The sequence below is a fragment of the Campylobacter sp. MIT 99-7217 genome, assembly GCF_006864365.1.
Classification (GTDB): Bacteria; Campylobacterota; Campylobacteria; order Campylobacterales; family Campylobacteraceae; genus Campylobacter_D.
The window spans coordinates 311,743-330,705 of the sequence record NZ_QHLJ01000001.1; the positions used below are offsets into that span (position 1 = coordinate 311,743).

24 protein-coding genes and 1 pseudogene are annotated in these 18,963 nt (G+C 34.8%); 10 read left to right on the top strand and 15 right to left on the bottom strand.

Annotated features, from left to right (window positions below; genetic code table 11):
* Positions 1 to 133 precede the first annotated feature (133 nt).
* From DMB92_RS01630 to DMB92_RS01640, 3 genes are read right to left on the bottom strand one after another with little or no spacing between them, the layout of a single operon-like run.
* Positions 134 to 535, bottom strand: coding sequence for a hypothetical protein (locus DMB92_RS01630; protein WP_142681292.1), 402 nt, complete (start codon positions 533 to 535; stop codon positions 134 to 136).
* Entirely contained in the window at positions 507 to 1,028 is a 522-nt protein-coding gene (locus DMB92_RS01635; protein ID WP_142681293.1) for a hypothetical protein, read from the bottom strand. Before DMB92_RS01635 ends, DMB92_RS01630 begins: the two co-directional genes overlap by 29 nt.
* 22 nt (positions 1,029 to 1,050) lie before the next feature.
* On the bottom strand, positions 1,051 to 1,575 hold the full coding sequence (locus DMB92_RS01640) for a hypothetical protein (RefSeq protein WP_142681294.1): 525 nt from the start codon (positions 1,573 to 1,575) through the stop codon (positions 1,051 to 1,053).
* A 111-nt stretch (positions 1,576 to 1,686) separates the two neighbouring features.
* On the opposite strand from DMB92_RS01640, the gene DMB92_RS01645 reads away from it, so the two are divergent.
* The 6 genes and pseudogenes from DMB92_RS01645 (at position 1,687) to DMB92_RS01665 (ending at position 5,127) form a co-directional block, all read left to right on the top strand.
* On the top strand, positions 1,687 to 1,938 hold the full coding sequence (locus DMB92_RS01645) for a helix-turn-helix transcriptional regulator (RefSeq protein ID WP_142681295.1): 252 nt from the start codon (positions 1,687 to 1,689) through the stop codon (positions 1,936 to 1,938).
* A gap of 687 nt (positions 1,939 to 2,625) precedes the next feature.
* Positions 2,626 to 2,775 (top strand): annotated as a pseudogene (locus DMB92_RS09500) (HAMP domain-containing protein); the annotation flags it as partial.
* Between the two features lie 99 nt (positions 2,776 to 2,874).
* Positions 2,875 to 3,633 (top strand): methyl-accepting chemotaxis protein, encoded by a 759-nt coding sequence (locus DMB92_RS09505; RefSeq protein ID WP_409513382.1) that lies wholly within the window; start codon positions 2,875 to 2,877, stop codon positions 3,631 to 3,633.
* A gap of 9 nt (positions 3,634 to 3,642) precedes the next feature.
* The gene (locus DMB92_RS01655) at positions 3,643 to 4,056 is read left to right on the top strand and encodes an META domain-containing protein (RefSeq protein WP_142681297.1); all 414 of its coding nucleotides are present in this window, start codon (positions 3,643 to 3,645) and stop codon (positions 4,054 to 4,056) included.
* A gap of 106 nt (positions 4,057 to 4,162) precedes the next feature.
* Positions 4,163 to 4,846, top strand: a complete 684-nt coding sequence (locus DMB92_RS01660) for an NAD(P)H-dependent oxidoreductase (RefSeq protein WP_142681298.1) — start codon at positions 4,163 to 4,165, stop codon at positions 4,844 to 4,846.
* Positions 4,843 to 5,127 carry a putative quinol monooxygenase gene (locus tag DMB92_RS01665; protein WP_142681299.1) on the top strand — a complete coding sequence of 95 codons (285 nt, stop codon included), beginning with the start codon at positions 4,843 to 4,845 and terminating at the stop codon, positions 5,125 to 5,127. Before DMB92_RS01660 ends, DMB92_RS01665 begins: the two co-directional genes overlap by 4 nt.
* Here DMB92_RS01665 and DMB92_RS01670 read toward each other — a convergent pair.
* Genes DMB92_RS01670 through DMB92_RS01700 form a run of 7 tightly spaced genes read right to left on the bottom strand, consistent with a single transcriptional unit; the run spans position 5,113 to position 11,126 of the window.
* The gene (locus DMB92_RS01670) at positions 5,113 to 5,607 is read right to left on the bottom strand and encodes a hypothetical protein (RefSeq protein WP_142681300.1); all 495 of its coding nucleotides are present in this window, start codon (positions 5,605 to 5,607) and stop codon (positions 5,113 to 5,115) included. The two genes, DMB92_RS01665 and DMB92_RS01670, sit on opposite strands and share 15 nt — an antisense overlap.
* Positions 5,597 to 6,727, bottom strand: a complete 1,131-nt coding sequence (locus tag DMB92_RS01675) for a hypothetical protein (protein ID WP_142681301.1) — start codon at positions 6,725 to 6,727, stop codon at positions 5,597 to 5,599. The genes DMB92_RS01670 and DMB92_RS01675 overlap by 11 nt, the downstream gene beginning before the upstream one ends.
* Positions 6,717 to 7,589 carry a GTPase Era gene (gene era, locus DMB92_RS01680; protein WP_142681302.1) on the bottom strand — a complete coding sequence of 291 codons (873 nt, stop codon included), beginning with the start codon at positions 7,587 to 7,589 and terminating at the stop codon, positions 6,717 to 6,719. The genes DMB92_RS01675 and era overlap by 11 nt, the downstream gene beginning before the upstream one ends.
* A complete protein-coding gene (hslU, locus tag DMB92_RS01685; protein WP_142681303.1) occupies positions 7,586 to 8,905 on the bottom strand; it encodes an HslU--HslV peptidase ATPase subunit in 1,320 nt (439 codons plus the stop codon). Before hslU ends, era begins: the two co-directional genes overlap by 4 nt.
* Positions 8,902 to 9,447, bottom strand: coding sequence for an ATP-dependent protease subunit HslV (gene hslV / locus DMB92_RS01690; protein WP_142681304.1), 546 nt, complete (start codon positions 9,445 to 9,447; stop codon positions 8,902 to 8,904). The genes hslU and hslV overlap by 4 nt, the downstream gene beginning before the upstream one ends.
* A complete protein-coding gene (gene rplI, locus DMB92_RS01695) occupies positions 9,447 to 9,890 on the bottom strand; it encodes a 50S ribosomal protein L9 (protein WP_142681305.1) in 444 nt (147 codons plus the stop codon). Before rplI ends, hslV begins: the two co-directional genes overlap by 1 nt.
* Before the next feature lie 12 nt (positions 9,891 to 9,902).
* Positions 9,903 to 11,126, bottom strand: coding sequence for an argininosuccinate synthase (locus DMB92_RS01700; RefSeq protein WP_142681306.1), 1,224 nt, complete (start codon positions 11,124 to 11,126; stop codon positions 9,903 to 9,905).
* Between the two features lie 192 nt (positions 11,127 to 11,318).
* Between DMB92_RS01700 and DMB92_RS01705 the strand changes: the two genes are divergently transcribed.
* Genes DMB92_RS01705 through DMB92_RS01720 form a run of 4 tightly spaced genes read left to right on the top strand, consistent with a single transcriptional unit; the run spans position 11,319 to position 13,968 of the window.
* A complete protein-coding gene (locus DMB92_RS01705) occupies positions 11,319 to 11,585 on the top strand; it encodes an RNA-binding S4 domain-containing protein (protein ID WP_142681307.1) in 267 nt (88 codons plus the stop codon).
* Positions 11,578 to 11,997, top strand: coding sequence for a tRNA (adenosine(37)-N6)-threonylcarbamoyltransferase complex ATPase subunit type 1 TsaE (gene tsaE / locus DMB92_RS01710; protein ID WP_142681308.1), 420 nt, complete (start codon positions 11,578 to 11,580; stop codon positions 11,995 to 11,997). Before DMB92_RS01705 ends, tsaE begins: the two co-directional genes overlap by 8 nt.
* Positions 11,990 to 12,718, top strand: a complete 729-nt coding sequence (lptB, locus tag DMB92_RS01715; RefSeq protein ID WP_142681309.1) for an LPS export ABC transporter ATP-binding protein — start codon at positions 11,990 to 11,992, stop codon at positions 12,716 to 12,718. Before tsaE ends, lptB begins: the two co-directional genes overlap by 8 nt.
* Positions 12,718 to 13,968, top strand: a complete 1,251-nt coding sequence (locus DMB92_RS01720) for an RNA polymerase factor sigma-54 (protein ID WP_142681310.1) — start codon at positions 12,718 to 12,720, stop codon at positions 13,966 to 13,968. Before lptB ends, DMB92_RS01720 begins: the two co-directional genes overlap by 1 nt.
* Here the strand turns inward: DMB92_RS01720 and DMB92_RS01725 are convergent.
* The 5 genes from DMB92_RS01725 to DMB92_RS01745 form a co-directional block, all read right to left on the bottom strand.
* Positions 13,953 to 14,825 carry an EamA family transporter gene (locus DMB92_RS01725; RefSeq protein WP_142681311.1) on the bottom strand — a complete coding sequence of 291 codons (873 nt, stop codon included), beginning with the start codon at positions 14,823 to 14,825 and terminating at the stop codon, positions 13,953 to 13,955. The two genes, DMB92_RS01720 and DMB92_RS01725, sit on opposite strands and share 16 nt — an antisense overlap.
* A 17-nt stretch (positions 14,826 to 14,842) precedes the next feature.
* Complete coding sequence (locus tag DMB92_RS01730) at positions 14,843 to 15,232, bottom strand: CoA-binding protein (protein WP_142681312.1); 390 nt, start codon at positions 15,230 to 15,232, stop codon at positions 14,843 to 14,845.
* Positions 15,233 to 15,243: 11 nt separating this feature from the next.
* Entirely contained in the window at positions 15,244 to 16,311 is a 1,068-nt protein-coding gene (trmA, locus tag DMB92_RS01735; RefSeq protein ID WP_142681313.1) for a tRNA (uridine(54)-C5)-methyltransferase TrmA, read from the bottom strand.
* Positions 16,292 to 18,028 carry a Na+/H+ antiporter NhaC family protein gene (locus tag DMB92_RS01740; protein WP_142681314.1) on the bottom strand — a complete coding sequence of 579 codons (1,737 nt, stop codon included), beginning with the start codon at positions 18,026 to 18,028 and terminating at the stop codon, positions 16,292 to 16,294. The genes trmA and DMB92_RS01740 overlap by 20 nt, the downstream gene beginning before the upstream one ends.
* Before the next feature lie 128 nt (positions 18,029 to 18,156).
* Positions 18,157 to 18,903, bottom strand: a complete 747-nt coding sequence (locus DMB92_RS01745; RefSeq protein ID WP_142681315.1) for an SDR family NAD(P)-dependent oxidoreductase — start codon at positions 18,901 to 18,903, stop codon at positions 18,157 to 18,159.
* Between the last annotated feature and the right edge of the window lie 60 nt (positions 18,904 to 18,963).

Sequence of the window (18,963 nt, forward strand, 5' to 3'; positions counted from 1 at the left end):
TTGCAAGCTACTTTTAAAAAGTAAATTTAGGCTTTAAGGGTAGCTTGGTTTTGTGATATTTTTGTTTTGATATCTTATAATTTTTCTTGTTTTATAAGTAAGGATCTAAGCAAAAAAGCTTAAATCCTTGCGATCATTTTTTTACCGGGCAGTTTTGATAAAATTTTTTCTCGGTATCCGGAAGCATAGCTTGGGTAAAAAATGCATCTGATTTTTGTTTTGTAGAATATTTTTGTAAAATTTCGTCTTTCATAGCGTAGCCCTCAATAGCTCTTTTAATATCGCTTTGCAAAAGAGGGGTGATCGTTTTTGGATCATGCATAAGATCAAGGGCTATCGAATAAGCTAGAGTAAATTGTATGTTCCATTTTAAATCTTCGACATTCATACATTTGTCTCCATCTACTTTTGAAAACAAATCATCAACCTTTTTTATAAAAGCACAAGCATATAAGGCTGTTTTTTCGCAAGTTTTATCAAATTTATTTGTATCTTTAAAGAATTCATTAGGTGGGCGACTTGATCGTTTTTTCAAAGAATTCTTGCTCAGCAGATAAAGCTTTTGTAGTTTGCGTAGCTTGAGCGTTTGAAAGTCCATTACTTAGCCATATGGGTGCTTGTATTTTAAAAAACTCATCAGGTTTTTGCTTGAGAAGCTTAAGCTTGTATTTGTCATTTTTTTTAAAATCAGCATAAAGAAAACCTTCAAGGAAATCTCTTTGGAGGTTTTTCATGTATTCATCATCAGCATAAGCAGAGAGGACTTTTTTATTGTGTAATAAATCTACAGCTAAAAAAGAACTCATAAAGCCTACATACGAGTTTGTAAGTTTTTCTTGGTTATATTTACTTCTATCTCCTACATTTTTGTTAAAAAGATCATCAGCTTGACAAGCATATAAGTTGATGATCTTACCACTTTTACAATCCTCAATCATCCGTTTTATATCAAGCTTATCAGCCTTTGCAAAGCTTAGGCAAAGCAAGCTTAAAACTAAAGCCATAAATACTTTTTGAACTTTTTTCATATTTTCTCCTTTAAATTTAAAATCATCTCAGATAGTTTCCATAGTTCATATAGTCCATGAATTGTTCATGTTGTTTTTGCTGTTGTTGCAAGCCTTTGGCTTGGTTGTTGAGCTGTTGCTGTTGGATCGAAAGTTGTTGCTGCTGGATTGAGAGCTGTTGGTTTTGAAAATTTTCTTGATTTTGTAGCTGTTTTACTTGTAGGGCAAACTGCATATCCTTTTCAAGCCCGGGAACATCTGGTCTTCTTAAGGTTATATGCACTCCATTTGGATATTTTGTCATGTCTGAGCCTAGGTAATTATCAAATTTTGCCTTAGCTCCACTAAACCAAACAGCCTCGCAAGGCTCAGTATAAGGACTTTCCTCTAAAGCCTTTTTATCGTAGTAGGCGATATAAGGTGAGTAGCCTTTATGAAATCCACCACAAACTATGCTTGCACCTTGTGGATTTGTATCATAGGTAACAGAGTAGGAGTTATCAAAACCAAAAAAAGCACATGCCGTAAAAGCAAGCGGACAGCTTAAAGCTACAAATAAATGTTTCATTTTGTTCCTTCTTTAAAAAAATAATTTTTGAATTTATCCTATAGGATATATTCAAAAGCATTATATCTTTGTAAAGTTTAAAAAATAATTAATCCCATAGGATAAATTTAAATGAGAGTAAATTTTAGCAACGCAAGCGATGAGGAGATTTTAAGCTTTCACAAGAGCTTATCTCGTAAAATCCGCCAAATTCGAGAGAAAAAAGGAATTTCTCAACTTGATCTTGCTCTTGATATAGGCATTAAAAGTGTTGCGTTTTATTCTAACTGCGAGAACAACCGCTACGGCAAGCATTTTAACTTAGAGCATATCTATAAAATTTGCAAAAGTTTGGAGATCAAGATACAAGATCTTTTTGAATGAGTTTTTAAAGTATTTTTAAGCCAAAATATAAAATTTATGAAAAGTTTTGTGTGTTTGTGTTAAATTTAGATACAATGGCATATGATTTTTTAAAGGGAAAGAATGTTTCATAAAATAGGCTTTAAGATTACAGTGGCTATGGTATTTGTTTTATTGATAAGTTTTTTGATTATGCAAGTTATCTTATACAATGATTTTAAAAATACAAGCACAAAGATGAGCATACAAAATCTTCAAACCGTTTCAGCCTCGGTTTTTCAAACCCTAAGAGTATCTATGAATTTTGGCGAAGCTGAAAAAATCGATGAGGCTATACATAATGCAAGAATGATCGATGGCATAGAAGATATAGGACTTTATCCCTCTAAGGACACCATAGAGCTTTTTGAGATGAAAGATCCTCAAATTTCAAGTGAAAAAATCATACTTGATCAGTTTTCAAACCCACAAATTATGTCTTTGGATTTTCAAAAAGATGATAAAAACTATATCAGGCTTATCCGTCCTTTGATCGCTGATGAAAGTTGTGTGATGTGTCATGCAAATGCTAAAGTTGGCGATGTGATCGGTGTTATGGATATTTATAACAGCCTTGAGGGTATAGAAAAGGACTTAAATAAAGCCAGCAAGTCTTATATCATCATCTTTAGTATAGCTTTGATCCTCACAGTTTTGGTTGTGATCTTTATGCTTAAGATAGTTGTGGGCAATCCTATACTCGAGCTTTTAAAACACGCCAAAGAGCTTGCTAGTGGAAATGGAAATTTAAAAGATAGAATTCATATCAAAGGTAAAAGTGAGATAGCCCAAGCTTGTTTTTATATCAATGAATTTATAGAAAAGATACAAAAAGCCATAGCACTTACAGGACAAAATTCAAAAAAAGTTGATCAACAAAGTAAACTTTTAAATGAAAATGCCGTAAATTTAAGCCAAATCACAAGTAAAAACAAGTCTAAAACAGACGAGGCTTTTTCTTTAAGCAAAGAAACCAAAGATGATCTTAACGAGGTTTCAGAACTTTCTTTTCAGGCAAATGAAGCCAATGATCGCTCTTATAAACTTCTTAATGCTATGATTGAAGCCTTATATGAAGTTACTTCTAAGCTCGAGCAAAGCGCTCAAAATGAAAATGACTTGGCTAAAAAAGTAGAACGCATGCAAACGCAAGCAAATGATATACAAAAAGCTTCTTCGATGATGAATGATATCGCTGAAAAGACGAATTTACTTTCTTTAAATGCAGGGATCGAAGCAGCTAGGGCAGGGGAGCATGGAAGAGGCTTTTCTGTCATCGCTGAAGATGTAAGAGTGCTTGCTCAAACAAGTGAAGAATCCCTCGTTCATATCGCAAATATCACTAAAGAGCTTTTAAGATCGATCAATGATATTTCTACAATCATGCAAAACAATGCTTCAAGTATCAATGCCCTAAGTCAGCAAGCTAATACCCTAGCTAGCGAAGCTAACGAGGTAAAATCGTGTAATCTTCACGCTAAAGAGCTTGTTTCTTCTTGTGTAGAAAAGATTAAAAATACACAAGAGCATATAGGAAATTTACTTGAGAGTATGAAGCAAAGCGTGAGTATCAGTAGTCAAAATGAAGAAATTTCCAAAGCCTTACTTCAGGTTGCTGATGAGTTAAAGATAGTATGTCATAATCTCGAGGAAGAATTAGAGCAATTTCAAATTTAAAGGAAAAATATGAAAAAAATGATGAGTAGTTTAGTTCTTGCTGGTTTTTTTATTGCTTGCTCAAATGAAACAAGCGTAAATGAGCTTGCTGATAATAATTTTAGCGTGGAAAATATCATCTTAAATGGTAGACAAATGCAACTTGGAGCAAATGAAATGGGCGAGGGTGCTGTGATGAATTTTGAAAAGGATAAATTTACAGGCTTTGTGGGTTGTAACCGCTTTTTTGGCTCTTATGAATTTAAAAATGGGACATTAAGCTTTAAAGATGACACAGCTTCAACTAAAATGCTTTGTGATCCTAGAATATCAGAAGTTGAAGATGGTTTGCTTGTTAATTTAAAGGGAGATTTTAGCTTAGAAAAAAATGCTAATGATTTTGTATTAAAAAACGAAAATATAAGCATTTTCTTAAAAAAATAAAATGATTTACACTCTACCTTAGGTAAGTATCTAACCTTAATTTTAGTATTGTCAAATTATTGATTTTATTTTATAATTTCAAGATATTTTACCTAAGGAGAAGAGTATGGATAAAGAAAAAATCTTAGAAATTTTTAATCGCCGTTATGCTTGCAAGCTTTTTGATGAAAAAAAGGCTATTAGCGATGATGATTTTCGTGTGATTTTAGAGGCTGGAAGACTTAGTCCAAGTAGTTTTGGTTTTGAGCCTTGGGAATTTGTTGTCCTTGAAAATAAAAGCGACTCACAAAAGGCTTTGAGAAAGAAGCTTCACCCATTTTGCTGGGGCGGACAAAAGGCTTTAGAGGGTGCTAGTCATTATCTTATCATCTTAGCAAGAAAAAGAGCTGATTTGCTTATCAATAGTGCTTATCTTAGAGATATGATGGTTGATGTGCAAAAGCTTCCTGCTGAGGTTGTGCAAATAAAATCTAAATTTTTTAGTGATTTTCAAGAGCAGTTTGATCTTCATGAAAATGACCGTGCTTTGTTTGATTGGGCTTGCAAACAAGCTTATATCGCACTTGGCAATATGATGAGCGTAGCAACTGCTTTGGGTGCTGATTCTTGTGCGATCGAGGGCTTTGATATGAAAGCTGTAAATGAACTTTTAGCTAAAGAGAGTGTTTTTGATCCTGCTCATTTTGGCGTTGCTGTGATGTGCGGTTTTGGCTATAAAGGAGAAGATAAATACGCAGGTGCAACCAAAAGCAGACGCAAATTTGAAGAAGTGATTAGGTTTATTCCGTGATACGCGTTGTGGCGAGGGTTTGGCTCAAACCCTCAAAATTTCAAGATTTTGTAGCAGTTGCTAAAGAACTTGTTGAAAAAAGTAGGCAGGAACAAGGTTGCATTGCTTATGATTTGGTAAAAAAGGACGAGAGTATGCTTTGTTTTATAGAAGCTTGGCAGGATCAAAAAGCTCTTACACTTCATACACAAACCAAGCATTACATAAAAGCAAAGCAAGCCTTTTCTTCGCTTGTTAGTAAAAATGAGCTTGAAATCTTTACGCCACTAGATGAGACTTGAAAATTTGATACTTAGAACGGCTTTGAGTTGATTTTTTTCCATATTTAAGCTTAAATTTGAAAGCTCAAAAATGAAATTTGAGTTTTGAACGCTTTGGAGAAAAAGTAAAAGCTGATGAAAATGAGTAAAAAATTCTAGCTTCAAGGTGTAGTGTTTGAAATGAGCTGTGCTAAAAGATTCGCTTTTTATGTTCTCAAAGATGATTTTTTCTTTGTTAGCTAGTTTATAAATTTCATCTAGGTATTCTTTTTCACTCTTTTGAAATCGTTGTAAATTTATATCAAGTTCTTTTAAATTTTCATCTTGAGTAAAATCATTTTCAAAGCTTATAAGCTCTTCACTTCTCAAATCCTCGTTGATTTCTAAGCCTTTAGCTAAAAAAAGTGCAAGAAAAATACCCAAAAGTAAGCTAATGATAAAAAGATAAAGCTTTTCTCTAAAATTCCTTTGATTGAGCCAAAAATTGATCCTATCTTTCATCTTTAAACTCCAAAAATAGCTCCAAAGATCCCTCATCTTGCTTTTTATCTTTTAAGATAAAATAAGCGTTTGAATAAATTTGCACGCTAAAACGCTCAAAAGCAGGGCTTTTATCAGCACTGATGATGAGATTTTTATTTTCTATATTTAAAGAGTTAATCTTTGTTTTATTTTGAGCAAGTGCTAGGGAAAGTTTTTCAAGAATTTCAAGCATAAAGGAAGGATTTAAATGCTTGCTTAATTCTTTGGTAAGCTCTTCTTTTTGCTCAAGCATAAAAGCTTGTTCTTCCTTGAGTTTTTGGGTATTTTCTTGATGAAGTTTGTTTTTACTTATGTTATGTTTATAAGTATCTTCTTTGAGCTTAAAATCCACAAAATCATACAAAGGATAAGCAATACTAAGCACAAAGGCAAGGCTAAAAACTAAGAGGAGCTGATTAAAAAACTTACTTTGTGTAAAAATAAAGTTTTTGTTAAAATTTATATCTTTATTTTGTTCCTTACTTGCTAAAAAAAGTAAATTTGACATGGTTTGTTTGTTGATATAAGAGCTTTTAAGTGCGAAATTGTCTTGCAATAATGCTAAAAGATCCTTATATTCTTCATCAAAAAATACAAAAATTTCCTCACTTTTATATTTTTGCATGAGTTCTTTAAGCTCTAGGCTTTGAAGATCGGCTAAAAAAGTCTTATCATCAAATTTGTTTTTATCTTTGAGTAGATTTTGTGTATATTTGGGGATATTTTTGCAAATTTTTAGGATATTATCCTCAAAAATAGCCATGAAAGAATATGATTTTTCAAAATACAAAACGCAGAAATTTCCACTTTCATCGGTATTTAATGCCTTAAGATATGAAAAACATAAAATTTCACTTGTGATAAAGTCATATTCTTTATCCAAATCATCATATTCGCAAAGAAAAACATGGGCTGTATTTTTATCTTTTAAAAAAGCTAGCTCATAAGAAAATATATCCTTTAAACCAAGCTCTAAACAAGCTTGCTTGAGAAAAAACTCTTCTAAATTTTGCTCATCGCTAAAAGCAATTTGCACATAATGAAGCTTATCAAAGTCAAGAAATTTAGCTCTTATATCCTTTTTGAAGCTAATCTTCATCTAAAACGCTTTTCAAAAAATTCTCATCTTTTTGCCAAGCCTTTTTAACTTGCACAAAAAGCCTTAGCATAACCTTTTTTTCGGCTAATTTTTCTATTTTTTTTCTTGCATTTTTGCCTATGCGTTTAAGACTTAAGCCGTCTTTTCCTATGAGCATGGCTTTGTGCGAGGGCGTGTCTGTGATCAAATTTGCTTCTATAAAAAGGGCGTTTGGAGTGTCTTTTATACTTTTTATCGCGCTTTCAACGCAGTAAGGAAGCTCCTCGCTCACGCTTTCAAAAACAGCTTCTAAGATAAAATCCTTATAAATTTCTTTTTCGCTACTTGGGGTTAAAAAGCTTGGATCATAAAAATAAGCATGTTCTTCTAAATGCTTTACCACTTCATCAAGCAGTGTTTTTTTATAGGTTTTTTGCTTAGCAGAAAAGGGAATGATAGCCTTAAAATGCTCGCTAAATTTAGCATACTCGCTAAGCTTTTTAAGCAAGGCTTCATTTTTGACCAAATCAACCTTATTTAAAACAAGCAAATGAGGCACTTTAGGCTCTAAGCTCAAAAACTCTTCATAGTCTTTTAGCTCATCAAAAACGCTTACTACAAAAAGAATCAAATCGCAATCATTTATAGACTTAAGAGCCGAGTTTATCAGCATTTGATTAAGAAGCTTGTCGCTTTTATGAAGTCCCGGGGTGTCTGTGATGATGATTTGATCATCATTATGCATGATGATGGCTTTGATTTTACGCCTAGTGGCGTTTTGTTTGTGAGAAACAAGGGTGATTTTAGCATCTAAAAGAGCGTTTATAATGCTACTTTTGCCAGCATTTGTCCGCCCTATGATGCTTACAAAACCACTTTTCACAAAATATACCTTGCCAAATCCTTATTCTCTACTATATCGCCTAATTTTTCTTGCACCATTTCCTTGCTTACAACAAAGCTTTGTCCAGCATAAGAATCAGCCTCAAAGCTTAAATCCTCAAGTAATTTTTCTATCACGGTGTGAAGTCTTCTAGCGCCTATATCTTGCATTTCTTCATTTGCTTTTGAGGCGATTTTAGCTATTTCTTTTATAGCCTCATCATCAAATTTAAGTTCCACGCTTTCTGTTTTTAAAAGCTCGGTGTATTGTTTTAAAAGCGAGTTTTTAGGGCGTGTTAAGATCTCATATAAAGCCTTATCATCAAGGCTATCAAGCTCGACACGCAAAGGAAAACGCCCTTGAAGCTCAGGGATCAAATCGCTTGGCTTGCTAAGATGAAAAGCTCCAGCTGCGATAAAAAGGATATGATCGGTTTTGACATTGCCAATTTTTGTTTGCACCACGCTTCCTTCAACGATAGGAAGCAAGTCCCTTTGCACGCCTTCTTTGCTTGGATCTTGGCGGCTTGAGTTACCACTTGACACAGCGACTTTGTCAATCTCATCGATAAAGATAATGCCCTCATTTTCCACTCTTTTCAAGGCTTCGCCTTTAATGCTCTCAAGATCAAGGATTTTTTCACTTGCTTCGCTTGATAAAGCATTTTTAGCATCTTTTATCTTAAGTTCTTTTTTAACCTTTTTACTGCCCACGCCAATAACTTTGACTATATCTTGCATAGCACCCATTTCAGGCGGTAAATTTGGATTAGTATCAAACATATTTTGAGAAATTTCAAGCTCGATCATACTTTCATCTAAATCGCCTTTTCTAAGCTTTTCACGCATTTTTTCAAGGCTGTTTTTGTATTCGTTTTGTTTTTCATCGCTAACGCCCTTTGGTAAAGGGGGCAAAAGCTTTTCTAAGATCTTATTTTCTATATATTCATCGATTTTATCTTGATTTTTATCTTGTTGTTCTTTTTTGATTAAATTCATAGCAGCATTTGCAAGATCTCTTACCATGCTTTCAACATCACGCCCAACAAAGCCAACTTCAGTGTATTTGCTCGCCTCAACCTTAACAAAAGGAAAGCCCATCATCTTAGCCAAACGCCTTGCGATTTCTGTTTTACCAACGCCGGTTGAGCCTATCATCAGGATATTTTTTGGCATGATATCATCTTGAATTTCAGGTGCAAGCTTCATTCTGCGGTAGCGATTTCTTAAAGCTATGGCGATGATTTTCTTAGCATTTTTTTGTCCGATCACATAATCATCTAAAAATTTTACAATCTCTTTTGGGGTTAAATTCATTCTTTTGTATCCTCGATCACGAAAGTTTTTATATTTGTATTCGTATAAATGCAAATTTCGCCAGCTATCATGAGGCTATCTTTAACTAAAATTTCTTCATCTAAATTTGTGTGCTTTGCCAAGGCTCTAGCCGCACTTAGGGCAAAATTTCCCCCACTTCCAATGGCTGCTATTTGCCCATCTTCAGGCTCTACCACATCGCCTGTTCCAGAAAGCAAGAAAATATGCTCCCTATCAAGTACCAACATCATAGCTTCAAGTTTTCTAAGATATTTGTCCTTACGCCATTCTTTTGAAAAATCAATGGCAGCTTTGAGCAAATCGCCTTTCGAGCTTGAAAGCAAGTTTTCAAACATATCAAAGAGATTAAAAGCATCAGCCGTGCTTCCTGCAAAGCCTGCTAAGACCTTGCCATTATTTAACTTTCTTATCTTAACAGCATTGCCCTTAAGCACGGTTTGTCCAAAGCTTACCTGACCATCTCCGCCGATAACTGATTTATTTTTACCCTTATAAGCTAGAATCGTCGTTGCGTGAAACATCACTCAGCCTTTATGTCGATTTTAAATTGAGCGTGAATGCTGTGTCCTAATTTTACGCTTACTTCATGTATCCCGATATTTTTTAAGGTCTCGCATTCCAAGCTTTTTTTATCGATTTCTAAATTTGCTTGGGTTTTTAAAGCTTGAGCGATTTCATCTTTTGTAACGCCACCAAACAAACTTCCATTCGCACCCACAGGCTTTAGGATAACAAGAGTGATTTTAGAAAGCTCATCTTTAAGTTTTTCTAAATTTGCAAGCTCAAAACGCAGATTTTCAGCCTCTTTTTTCTTATCGCTTTCATATTTTCTTAAAACCTCGGTTGTGGCAGCCTTTGCAAAGCCCTTGCCGATGAGAAAATTTTGCCCATATCCATCTTTTACTTCTTTTACTTCTCCAGCCTTTCCCAAGCCTTTGACATCTTTTATAAGTAATACTTTCATTTTTTGCCTTAATTATTTAAATTTACGCCCATTTTTCCCTGCTATGATAAGACGCAAGGCATTAAGCTTGATAAAGCCCTCAGCGTCTTTTTGATTATAAACCTCATCTTCTTCAAAGGTTGAAAAAGCGGTGTTAAACAAGCTATCATTTGCACTTTCTCTGCCTCTAACTATAACATTTCCTTTGTAAAGCTCTAGTTTAACCTTGCCATTTACATGCTTTTGTGATTCATCAATCAAGGCTTGAAGCATTAACCTTTCAGGCGAGAACCAAAAGCCATTATAAATCATAGAAGCGTATTTTGGCATAAGCTCATCTTTTAAATGAGCTGCTTCTCTGTCAAGAGTAATGCTTTCAATAGCTCTATGAGCTTTTAGAAGTATGCTTCCGCCCGGTGTTTCATAACAACCCCTGCTTTTCATACCTACAAAGCGGTTTTCCACCAAATCAAGCCTACCTATACCATGCTTTGCACCAAATTCGTTAAGCTTAGCTAAAAGCCCAGCTGGACTTAGCTTTTCGCCATTTATAGCAACTAAATCTCCTTTTTGAAATTCAAGCTCTATAAACTCACTTTCATTTGAAGCTTCTTTTAAGCTTTTGCTCCAGCGCCACATATCTTCTTCTGGAGCCTTGGCAGGATCTTCTAAAACAAGACCTTCATAAGAAATGTGAAGTAAATTTGCGTCCATTGAGTAGGGAGATTTGCCCTTTTTCTTTGAAATATCAATGCCGTGTTTTTCAGCATAAGCTAAAAGCTTTTCGCGGCTGTTTAAATCCCATTCGCGCCAAGGAGCAATGATCTTAAAGTCCGGATTAAAGGCCAAGTAGCCAAGCTCAAAACGCACCTGATCATTGCCCTTGCCTGTGGCTCCGTGACTTAGGGCATCAGCTCCTGTTTGTAGGGCAATTTGAGCCTGAGTTTTGGCAATCAAAGGTCTTGCTATGCTTGTGCCTAGCAAATACTCACCCTCATACAAGGCATTTGCTCTAAACATAGGAAAAACAAAGTCCCTTACAAACTCATCTTTTAAATCCTTGATAAAGATATTTTCTTCTTTTATGCCAAGGGCTAGGGCTTTTTTGCGAGCTGGCTCAAGCTCTTCTCCTTGTCCTATATCAGCCGTAAAGGTAACAACCTCGCATTTGTATTCATCTTGAAGCCATTTTAAAATAATGCTTGTATCAAGTCCGCCAGAATAAGCTAAAACTACTTTTTTGATCTCTTCTTTCACTGCACTTTCCTTATTTTTATCAAATTAAGTCGTGATTATAGCTAAATTTTACTAAAATAAGGCTTTGAAAATAAAAATTTACGAGTTTAAGAATTTAAGGTTTTTGTTGATGAAATGCAAAAATAAGCAAATTATGTTCCAAAAGATAAATTTTTTGATGAATTATTGTCTTTTTTTGCTAAAATTGCATTTATGAGAGTAGATAAATTTTTAAATGCAGTAAATATCACAAAAAGAAGGGCTATTGCTGAGGATATGTGTAAAAGTGGTGTTGTTTTTATCAACGAAAGGCTTGCAAAACCAAGCAAAGAAGTCAAAATCAACGATATCATAAGGCTTAAACTTCATACCAAAGAAGAAATTTACAAGGTTTTAGCCTTGCCTACTCTTAAAAATATCCCCAAAGATAAAAAAGATGACTTTGTTCAAAAACTTGAAAACAAGGATCAAGATGAGTAAGACCAGAGAAATTGTATTAAGTCTTGATGAACTTGATGAACTTTGCAAGCTTTTGCCAAATGAGGGTGTTATTTTGTTACAAGGGGATTTAGCAAGTGGAAAAACAAGTTTAGTTCAAGCCTTTGCTAAATTTAAGGGCATAAAAGAAGAGCCAAGTTCCCCAACTTTTTCGGTTATGCAAAGCTATGAAAATGAAAATGGCTTCAAGCTTTTTCATTATGATATTTATCAAAATGGCTTTAAAGCTCTTTTAGAAAATGGACTTTTTGAGAATTTTTTTGAAAAGGGTTTGCATTTAGTAGAGTGGGGCGATGAAAAGCTTTATGAGTATTTAAAGAATTTTGGCATAGAGGCTAAAAAAATTCAAATTTCAAATTTAAAAGATAAAAGAAAGTATCAAATTTATGAGTAAATTACAAGCGATCAATCTACAAAAAATCATCAAAAAAACAAAAATCATACAAAATATTTCTTTAGAGATCAGTAGCAACGAAGTTGTGGGGCTTTTAGGACCAAATGGAGCTGGAAAAACCACGACTTTTTATATGATATGTGGGCTTATACCTCCAAGCTCTGGTCAGGTTATGCTTGATGATGAGGATATTACAAAACTTCCTTTAAACAAAAGAGCAAAGATAGGCATAGGCTATTTGCCTCAAGAAAGTAGCGTGTTTAAAGATTTAAGCGTTGAGGATAATTTGCTTTTAGCCGCACAAATTCTTTACAAAGATAAAAAAGTTTTAGAAGAAAAGGTTGAAAAAATGCTCGAGCTTTTAAGCATAGAGCCTATACGAATGCGAAAAGGCTTAAGCCTTAGTGGTGGAGAGCGTAGGCGTTGTGAGATTGCTAGAAGCTTGATGTGCGATCCTAAATTTTTGCTTTTAGATGAACCCTTTGCTGGGGTTGATCCTATAGCAGTGGCTGAAATTCAAAGGCTTATTGCTGATCTTAAAAAGCTTGGTATAGGTGTTTTAATCACTGATCATAATGTTAGAGAAACACTCGCAATTTGTGATAGAACTTATGTTATAAGGGCTGGAAGTTTGCTTGCAAGTGGCACGGCAAGTGAAATTTCTCATAATGAAGATGTAAGAAAATATTACTTAGGAGCGGAGTTTAAACTCTTTGAATAATGCTTAAACAAAAGATAAATCAAGCCACCAAAACCAAACTGAGCCAAACACTAAGAACATGGCTTCCTATATTGCAAGTAGGTATTGAAGATCTTAAGGAAAGCCTAAATGAAATGATAAAGGATAATCCCTTTGCAAGCGTGAGCGAAAACAAGGCTACAAGAAGTGATGGAAAAAAAAGCTTTGATCATTTTTATAAAAATTCAGTCAGTGATACGCTTGAGGCTTTAAGTCTTTCTAAAAAAAGTGTTTATGAGCTTTTGGAAGAGCAAATTATACCTCCACTTTTTCCCACTGCAAAATCTCAAGAAATTGCTTTAAAGATCATAGAATGCTTAAATAACGAGGGATATTTTGAATACGATGAAGAGCTTTTAAAGGATTTTAGCAAAGAAGAGGTTGAACGCATAAGACAAAGATTTAAATTCCTTGATCCTGTCGGTGTTGGAGCTTTAAATTTCAAAGAAGCCTTACTTTTTTCTTTGGAAAATGAGCAAGATTTAGATGAAGAACTTGATGAGTTTTGTAGGTTTTTGATCACTGATTTTGACAATATCAAAGACTATGTTAAAGAACCTTTATATAAGCAAGCTTTGGCTGTGATCAAGAAATTTAGCACCCCGCCTTTTTTGGAGTATTTTGAAGATAGTAGGGCTATTGTTCCTGATATTTTTATTTATAGAGAAGATGGAGAGATTAAAATCAAGATCAATGATGAGTATTATCCTGAAATTCATATCGAAACGGATAATTTAGAACATGAGTTTTTAAGTTCTTATATCAAAGAGGCAAAAAATCTTATCGACGCTTTAGAAATGAGAAAAGCAACGCTTTATAAAGTAGGGCTTATGATCATAGAGCATCAGTATGATTTTTTTGTGGGCAAGGAAATAAAGCCTATGAAGCTTAGCGACTTGGCTGAGGATTTGCAAAGAAATTCAAGCACTATTTCAAGGGCTATTGCAAATAAATATCTTAGCTTTGAAGGAGGGCTTGTTCCTTTAAAAAACTTTTTTACAACTGCTGTTGATGATGAGGGAGAAACCTCAAATGCAACGATTAAAGAATATATCACTGAACTTATCAAAAAAGAAGATCGTAAAAAGCCTTTAAGTGATGAAAAGCTTTTGCAACTTGCTCAAAAAGAGTTTTCAAGTATGCAAATAGGAAGACGCACCATAGCTAAATACCGCATTCAACTTGGTATAGCAAGCTCAAGTGATAGAAAAAAGCTTTATGAGCTTTCTTGAGCCTTTTTCTCATAAAATGCGATGATTTTATAATGAAGCCATAAAGAAAAAACCATAATGCACGAGCCTAAAATAAGGCGTTTGTATTCAAAATCAATATGCCAAAACACTGCATTTACTAAAATGGCAGCAGGGATTAAAGCATTATGCATGAGCGCTAGCACACCGCTATCTACCTTTGTAGCACCCTTATTGTATAAAAAATACCCAAGCCCAGAAGCAATGAAACCAAGATAAAGCAAAATCCCCCAAGAAAAAGCACTTTTTGGTAAATTTGAGCTATCGCCAAGCAGTAAAAAAGCAGGCAAGGTGATCAAAACAGCTCCTAAGTGAAAATAGCCAAAAATTTGCCTTTGCTGAGTGATATTTTCTCTTTCAAGCAAGAGCTTATAGAGGCTTTGTCCGGCTCCAAAGCTTAAATTTGCCATTTGTATGAGAAAAAAGCCAAATAAAAAATGAGAGCTTAGTTCGCTAAATTTGATGATGACAGCTCCAAGCGTGCAAATTCCTATACTTACAAAATAAAGCGGTCTAAATCTTTTTGAACAAATATCATAAACAAGGGCTATATAAAAGGGCGTAAAGATCGTAAAAAGTGCGATTTCACTCACGCTAAGATAGGCAAAAGAATGATAATAAAACAAATACATAATGCCAATTTGCATCGCACCTATGCCCATGAGCTTGAGTTTGAGGCTAAATTTACAACCAAAATTTAAAAAGGGCAAAAAGACTAAAAAAGCCAAAAATACACGCATAAAGGCTGCAAAAAAGCTGTCCATTTGCCCGCTTATATAATATCCTATCAAAGGAAAGGAAAATGCCCATATAAAAGTAGCGATAATGAGATAAAACATTTGAAATAGTCTAAATTTTAGCTCATAAGGGCTTTATGCTCGACCATAATGCAAGCATTTTGAACGAAATTTAATCCGTCTTTTTTAGCCCTTAAAGCCACTTCATCATTTATAATGCCAAGTTGCAACCAAAGATTTTTAATGCCTTTTTTTAAAACGCTTTCATAAATTTCACTTGCAAACTCGCCCTTTCTAAAAAGCACTACGGTATCGATATTATCTTTGATTTCTTCTAAACTTCTATAAACCCTTCGTCCTAAAATTTCATCAAATTTAGGATACACAGGATAAATCACAAAGCCTTTTTCTTGCAAATACTTGCTCACATAGTGGCTTGGCTTACTCTCATCAGGGCTAAGCCCTATAACAGCTATATTTTTAGCGGTTTTTAGTATAGTTTCTTTCATTTGTTACTCCTTTATTGTGTTATTTTTCTTAAAAATACCCCACATTCAAGATGTGGAGTAAGGGCAAATTGATCAAAAAGTGCGAATTTAGCGATTTTGTGGCTTTTGCTAAGAGTTTTTAAATTTTCTTTAAGGCTTTGGGGATTGCAAGAAATATAGACGATATTTTCATATCTGCTTGCCAGCCTTAAAACCTGCTCATCAAGTCCGATTCTAGGGGGATCAACTAGGATATGAGAAAAATCAAACTCATCTAAATTTAAATGCTTCAAACGCTTAAATTCTCGCTTTTTTTCTAAAGCTTCACAAAGTTCAGCACTTGAAAGCCTTGCAAAATTGATATTTGAAATAGAATTTAACTCGCAGTTTTTAAGTGCAAAGCGTATGTTTTCTTTTGAAATTTCAGTTGCTAAAACCTTGTTAAAATGCCTTGCTAAGGGCAGGGTAAAATTGCCGTATCCGCAGTAAAGTTCGAGCAAATCAGCCTTTTTATCCTCTTTAATGCCTTGCAAAACCCATGAAATCATTTTTTCATTGATAAAGGTATTTGGCTGGATAAAACAATCATTATTAAACTCATAGAAGAAAAAATCCCCTAAAATTTCAAGCTCTTGAAGCAAATTTTCCTTACCAAAAACAAGCTTTTTGCCACGACTTCTAGCGATAAGATTAAGGTTTAAATTTTTGCTTAAATTTGCTAAATCCTTGCTTATCAAATCGACATTTTTATGATAAAGCAAGGTAACACTAAGTTCTTTTTTAGTGGCTAAAAACTCCACGCCAAAGAGCTTTTCTTTTAAATTTGTATTTTCATTTAGGGGCTTTAAAAGCCTTTTCATCAAGTCATTGATCTTAATATCTGCAAATTCCAAGCTTTCAAGGCAGTATTTTTTCTTTGTATTTTTATCAAACATTGCATAATTAAGATTTTTTTCATCATGATAAAAGCTAAGTTCAGCCCTTGTTCTAAAGTGTTTTAAAGGCGAAGCAAAGCATTCAAATTCGCCTTTAAAAAAGGGTGTGAAAAGCTCTTTTGCGAGGCTAATTTTATCTTTAAATTCAAGCAAATTTAGGTTCAACTTTTTTTCCGATCAATCTTAACAAAATGGCAATTAAAACAAAATTTAAAGGCAGGGTTATCCAAACACTAAGTCCCAAAGCTACCGGCACATAGCCTGCAAAAAGCGAGATCGCACAAATAAACAAAGCATAAGGGATTTGCGTTCTTACATGCTCCATATGATCGCATTTTGCACTCATTGAAGAAAGGATAACATTATCAGAAATTGGCGAGCAGTGGTTTCCAAAAATAGCCCCTGTTAAAACGCAGCTAATGTTAATCACCATGTATTCATGAAGTGCGTTTGTATCAAATCCATTAAGCTTTCCTATCTCAAAGGCAAGTGGCACGGCAAGTGGCATTAAAATGCCCATTGTTCCATAGCTTGTCCCAATGGCAAAAGAAATAGCTGAAGCAAAGGCAAAAATGGTCGCTGGCAAGACAAACTCAGGCACTCTTTCAGCCAAAAGCGAGGTGATAAAAAGCGAAGTTCCAAGCTCTTTAACTATGCTTGATAAGGACCAAGCAAAAAGGAGCAAAACGATAGTAAAAATCATCGTTTTCCACCCATAAATCCAAGTCTCAACCGCTTCTTTGATACCAAAAATTTTACGCCTTACACCCATAAAAATCGCCACAATAGCCGCAAATAGAGCCGCTTGAAAAAGCACTACCGAAGAATCAGCACTCCCAAAGGCTGATCTTATGGCTTCAAAAGAAAGAGGGCTTGCAAGGGCAAGCTCTTTTTCTGCACCCTCAAGCATGCTAAATCCGTTAAAATAGAAGCCAAGTATGGCTAAGATGATGAGTGTGAATATAGGGATTATCGCATCTATGGCACGGATTTTGATATTTTCTTTTGGGGCTAAAAACTGATCCTCAAGCTCGGCAGTGTCCAAATCTCCACTTTTTAAGATAGGAGCAACCTGTCCTGTGCTTCTTGCACGCACTTCAGCCTTATACATAGAGCCAAACTCACGCCCCATTATCGCTGTCATCACAACAAAAAAGAGCATGAAGATGTTGTAAAAGCGGTAAGGTATGGTTTCAACGAAGATCCCAAAGGCTGAGATATTGTCAATGCCTATGTTTGCGTAGGCTGTTTTGATCAAAGAAACCTCAAGTCCTATCCAAGTAGAAATCACGGCAATGCCAGCCACAGGTGCAGCGGTCGAGTCTATAATAAAAGCAAATTTTTCTCTTGAAATTTTAAATTTATCCGCCAAAGGACGCATTATGGGACCCACGATAAGTAAATTTGCGTAATCATCAAAAAAGATCAAAAGTCCTAAAAACCAAGTGTTGATTTGGGCTGAAAGGGCTGATTTTGCTCTTTTTGCAAAGCTTAGAGCAATAGCCTTTGCTCCGCCCATCTTTGTGATCAAGGCTACAAGTCCGCCTATGCAAAGAATTTGCAAGATAATGCCCGCATTCACGCTATCTGCCATAGAATGAAGCATGTAAGAAATGATTTTTGAAAAGCTCTCAACAGCGGTATCATAGATATTTAAAAGTCCTATGGTGGTGGCGTTTAGGATATTTTTTGAAAGGGCTAGCAAAAAAGTGCCACTTAAAACGCCCATAAAAAGCGATAAAATCACATCTTTAGTGATAAAGGCTAGCACGATAGCTACAAGTGGGGGTATAAGCGTGAAAGCACCGAAAAGCTCGGCATTTTCTCCGGGCGTGTTAGCAAAGGAAAAAAGAGGCACAATCAAAAGAAATAAAAATCTCATCTAAAACCCTTAAACCTTGAAATTTAAGGCTTTTAAAGCTAAATTTCAAGGCGTTTTTAAAATTTAATTAAGCTTAAATTATATAAAAATTTTGCTTTTAAAATTTTAAAATTCATATAAAATAAAGCTTAAAATCTTTCTATATAAAAATTATCCCAGCTTTGAGTTACAGGCATAAGCTCAAGCTCGTTTATGTTGATATGTTCAGGCAGTGCTAGTATAGAGCAAATGACCTCTGCAATATCCTCAGCACTTAAAAATTTGGTGTTTTCATAAACCAAATCAGCTTTTTGCTTATCGCCTTTAAAGCGAACCTCGCTAAATTCGGTCTTGCAAAGTCCGGGAGCTATATTTGTTACCTTGATATTTGAGCCTCTTAGATCATTTCTTAAAGCTAAGGAAAACTGCCTTACAAAGGCCTTTGTCCCACAATACACATTACCACCCGGATAAGGATAGCGTCCGGCTACTGAGCCAAGATTAAAGATATTTGCACTTTTTTGCTTTCTTAAAAGCGGTATAATGGCCCTTGCCACATACAAAAAGCCCTTGATATTTGTATCTACCATGCTTTCTATATCCTCAAGGCTAAGCTCATCAAATTTTTGCACCCCAAGGGCAAGCCCTGCGTTATTGATCAAAACGCTTATATTTTTAAAATCCTCTGGTAAATTTTCTACAGCCTTAAAAATGCCTTCTTTATCTCTTACATCAAGATTTAGGCTATAAATTTGATCCTTAAACTCAGCCTCCAAAGCCTCAAGCCTTTCTTTTCTTCTTGCAAGGGCTATGATCTTAAAGTCTTTTTTGGCCAAAGCCTTAGCACAGGCTAGCCCAAAGCCAGAACTTGCCCCTGTGATGAAAGCAGTTTTCATTTTGTATCCTTTTAAATTTGGTTTTTGTAATAATTTTATTTGCTAATTATACTTAATGAC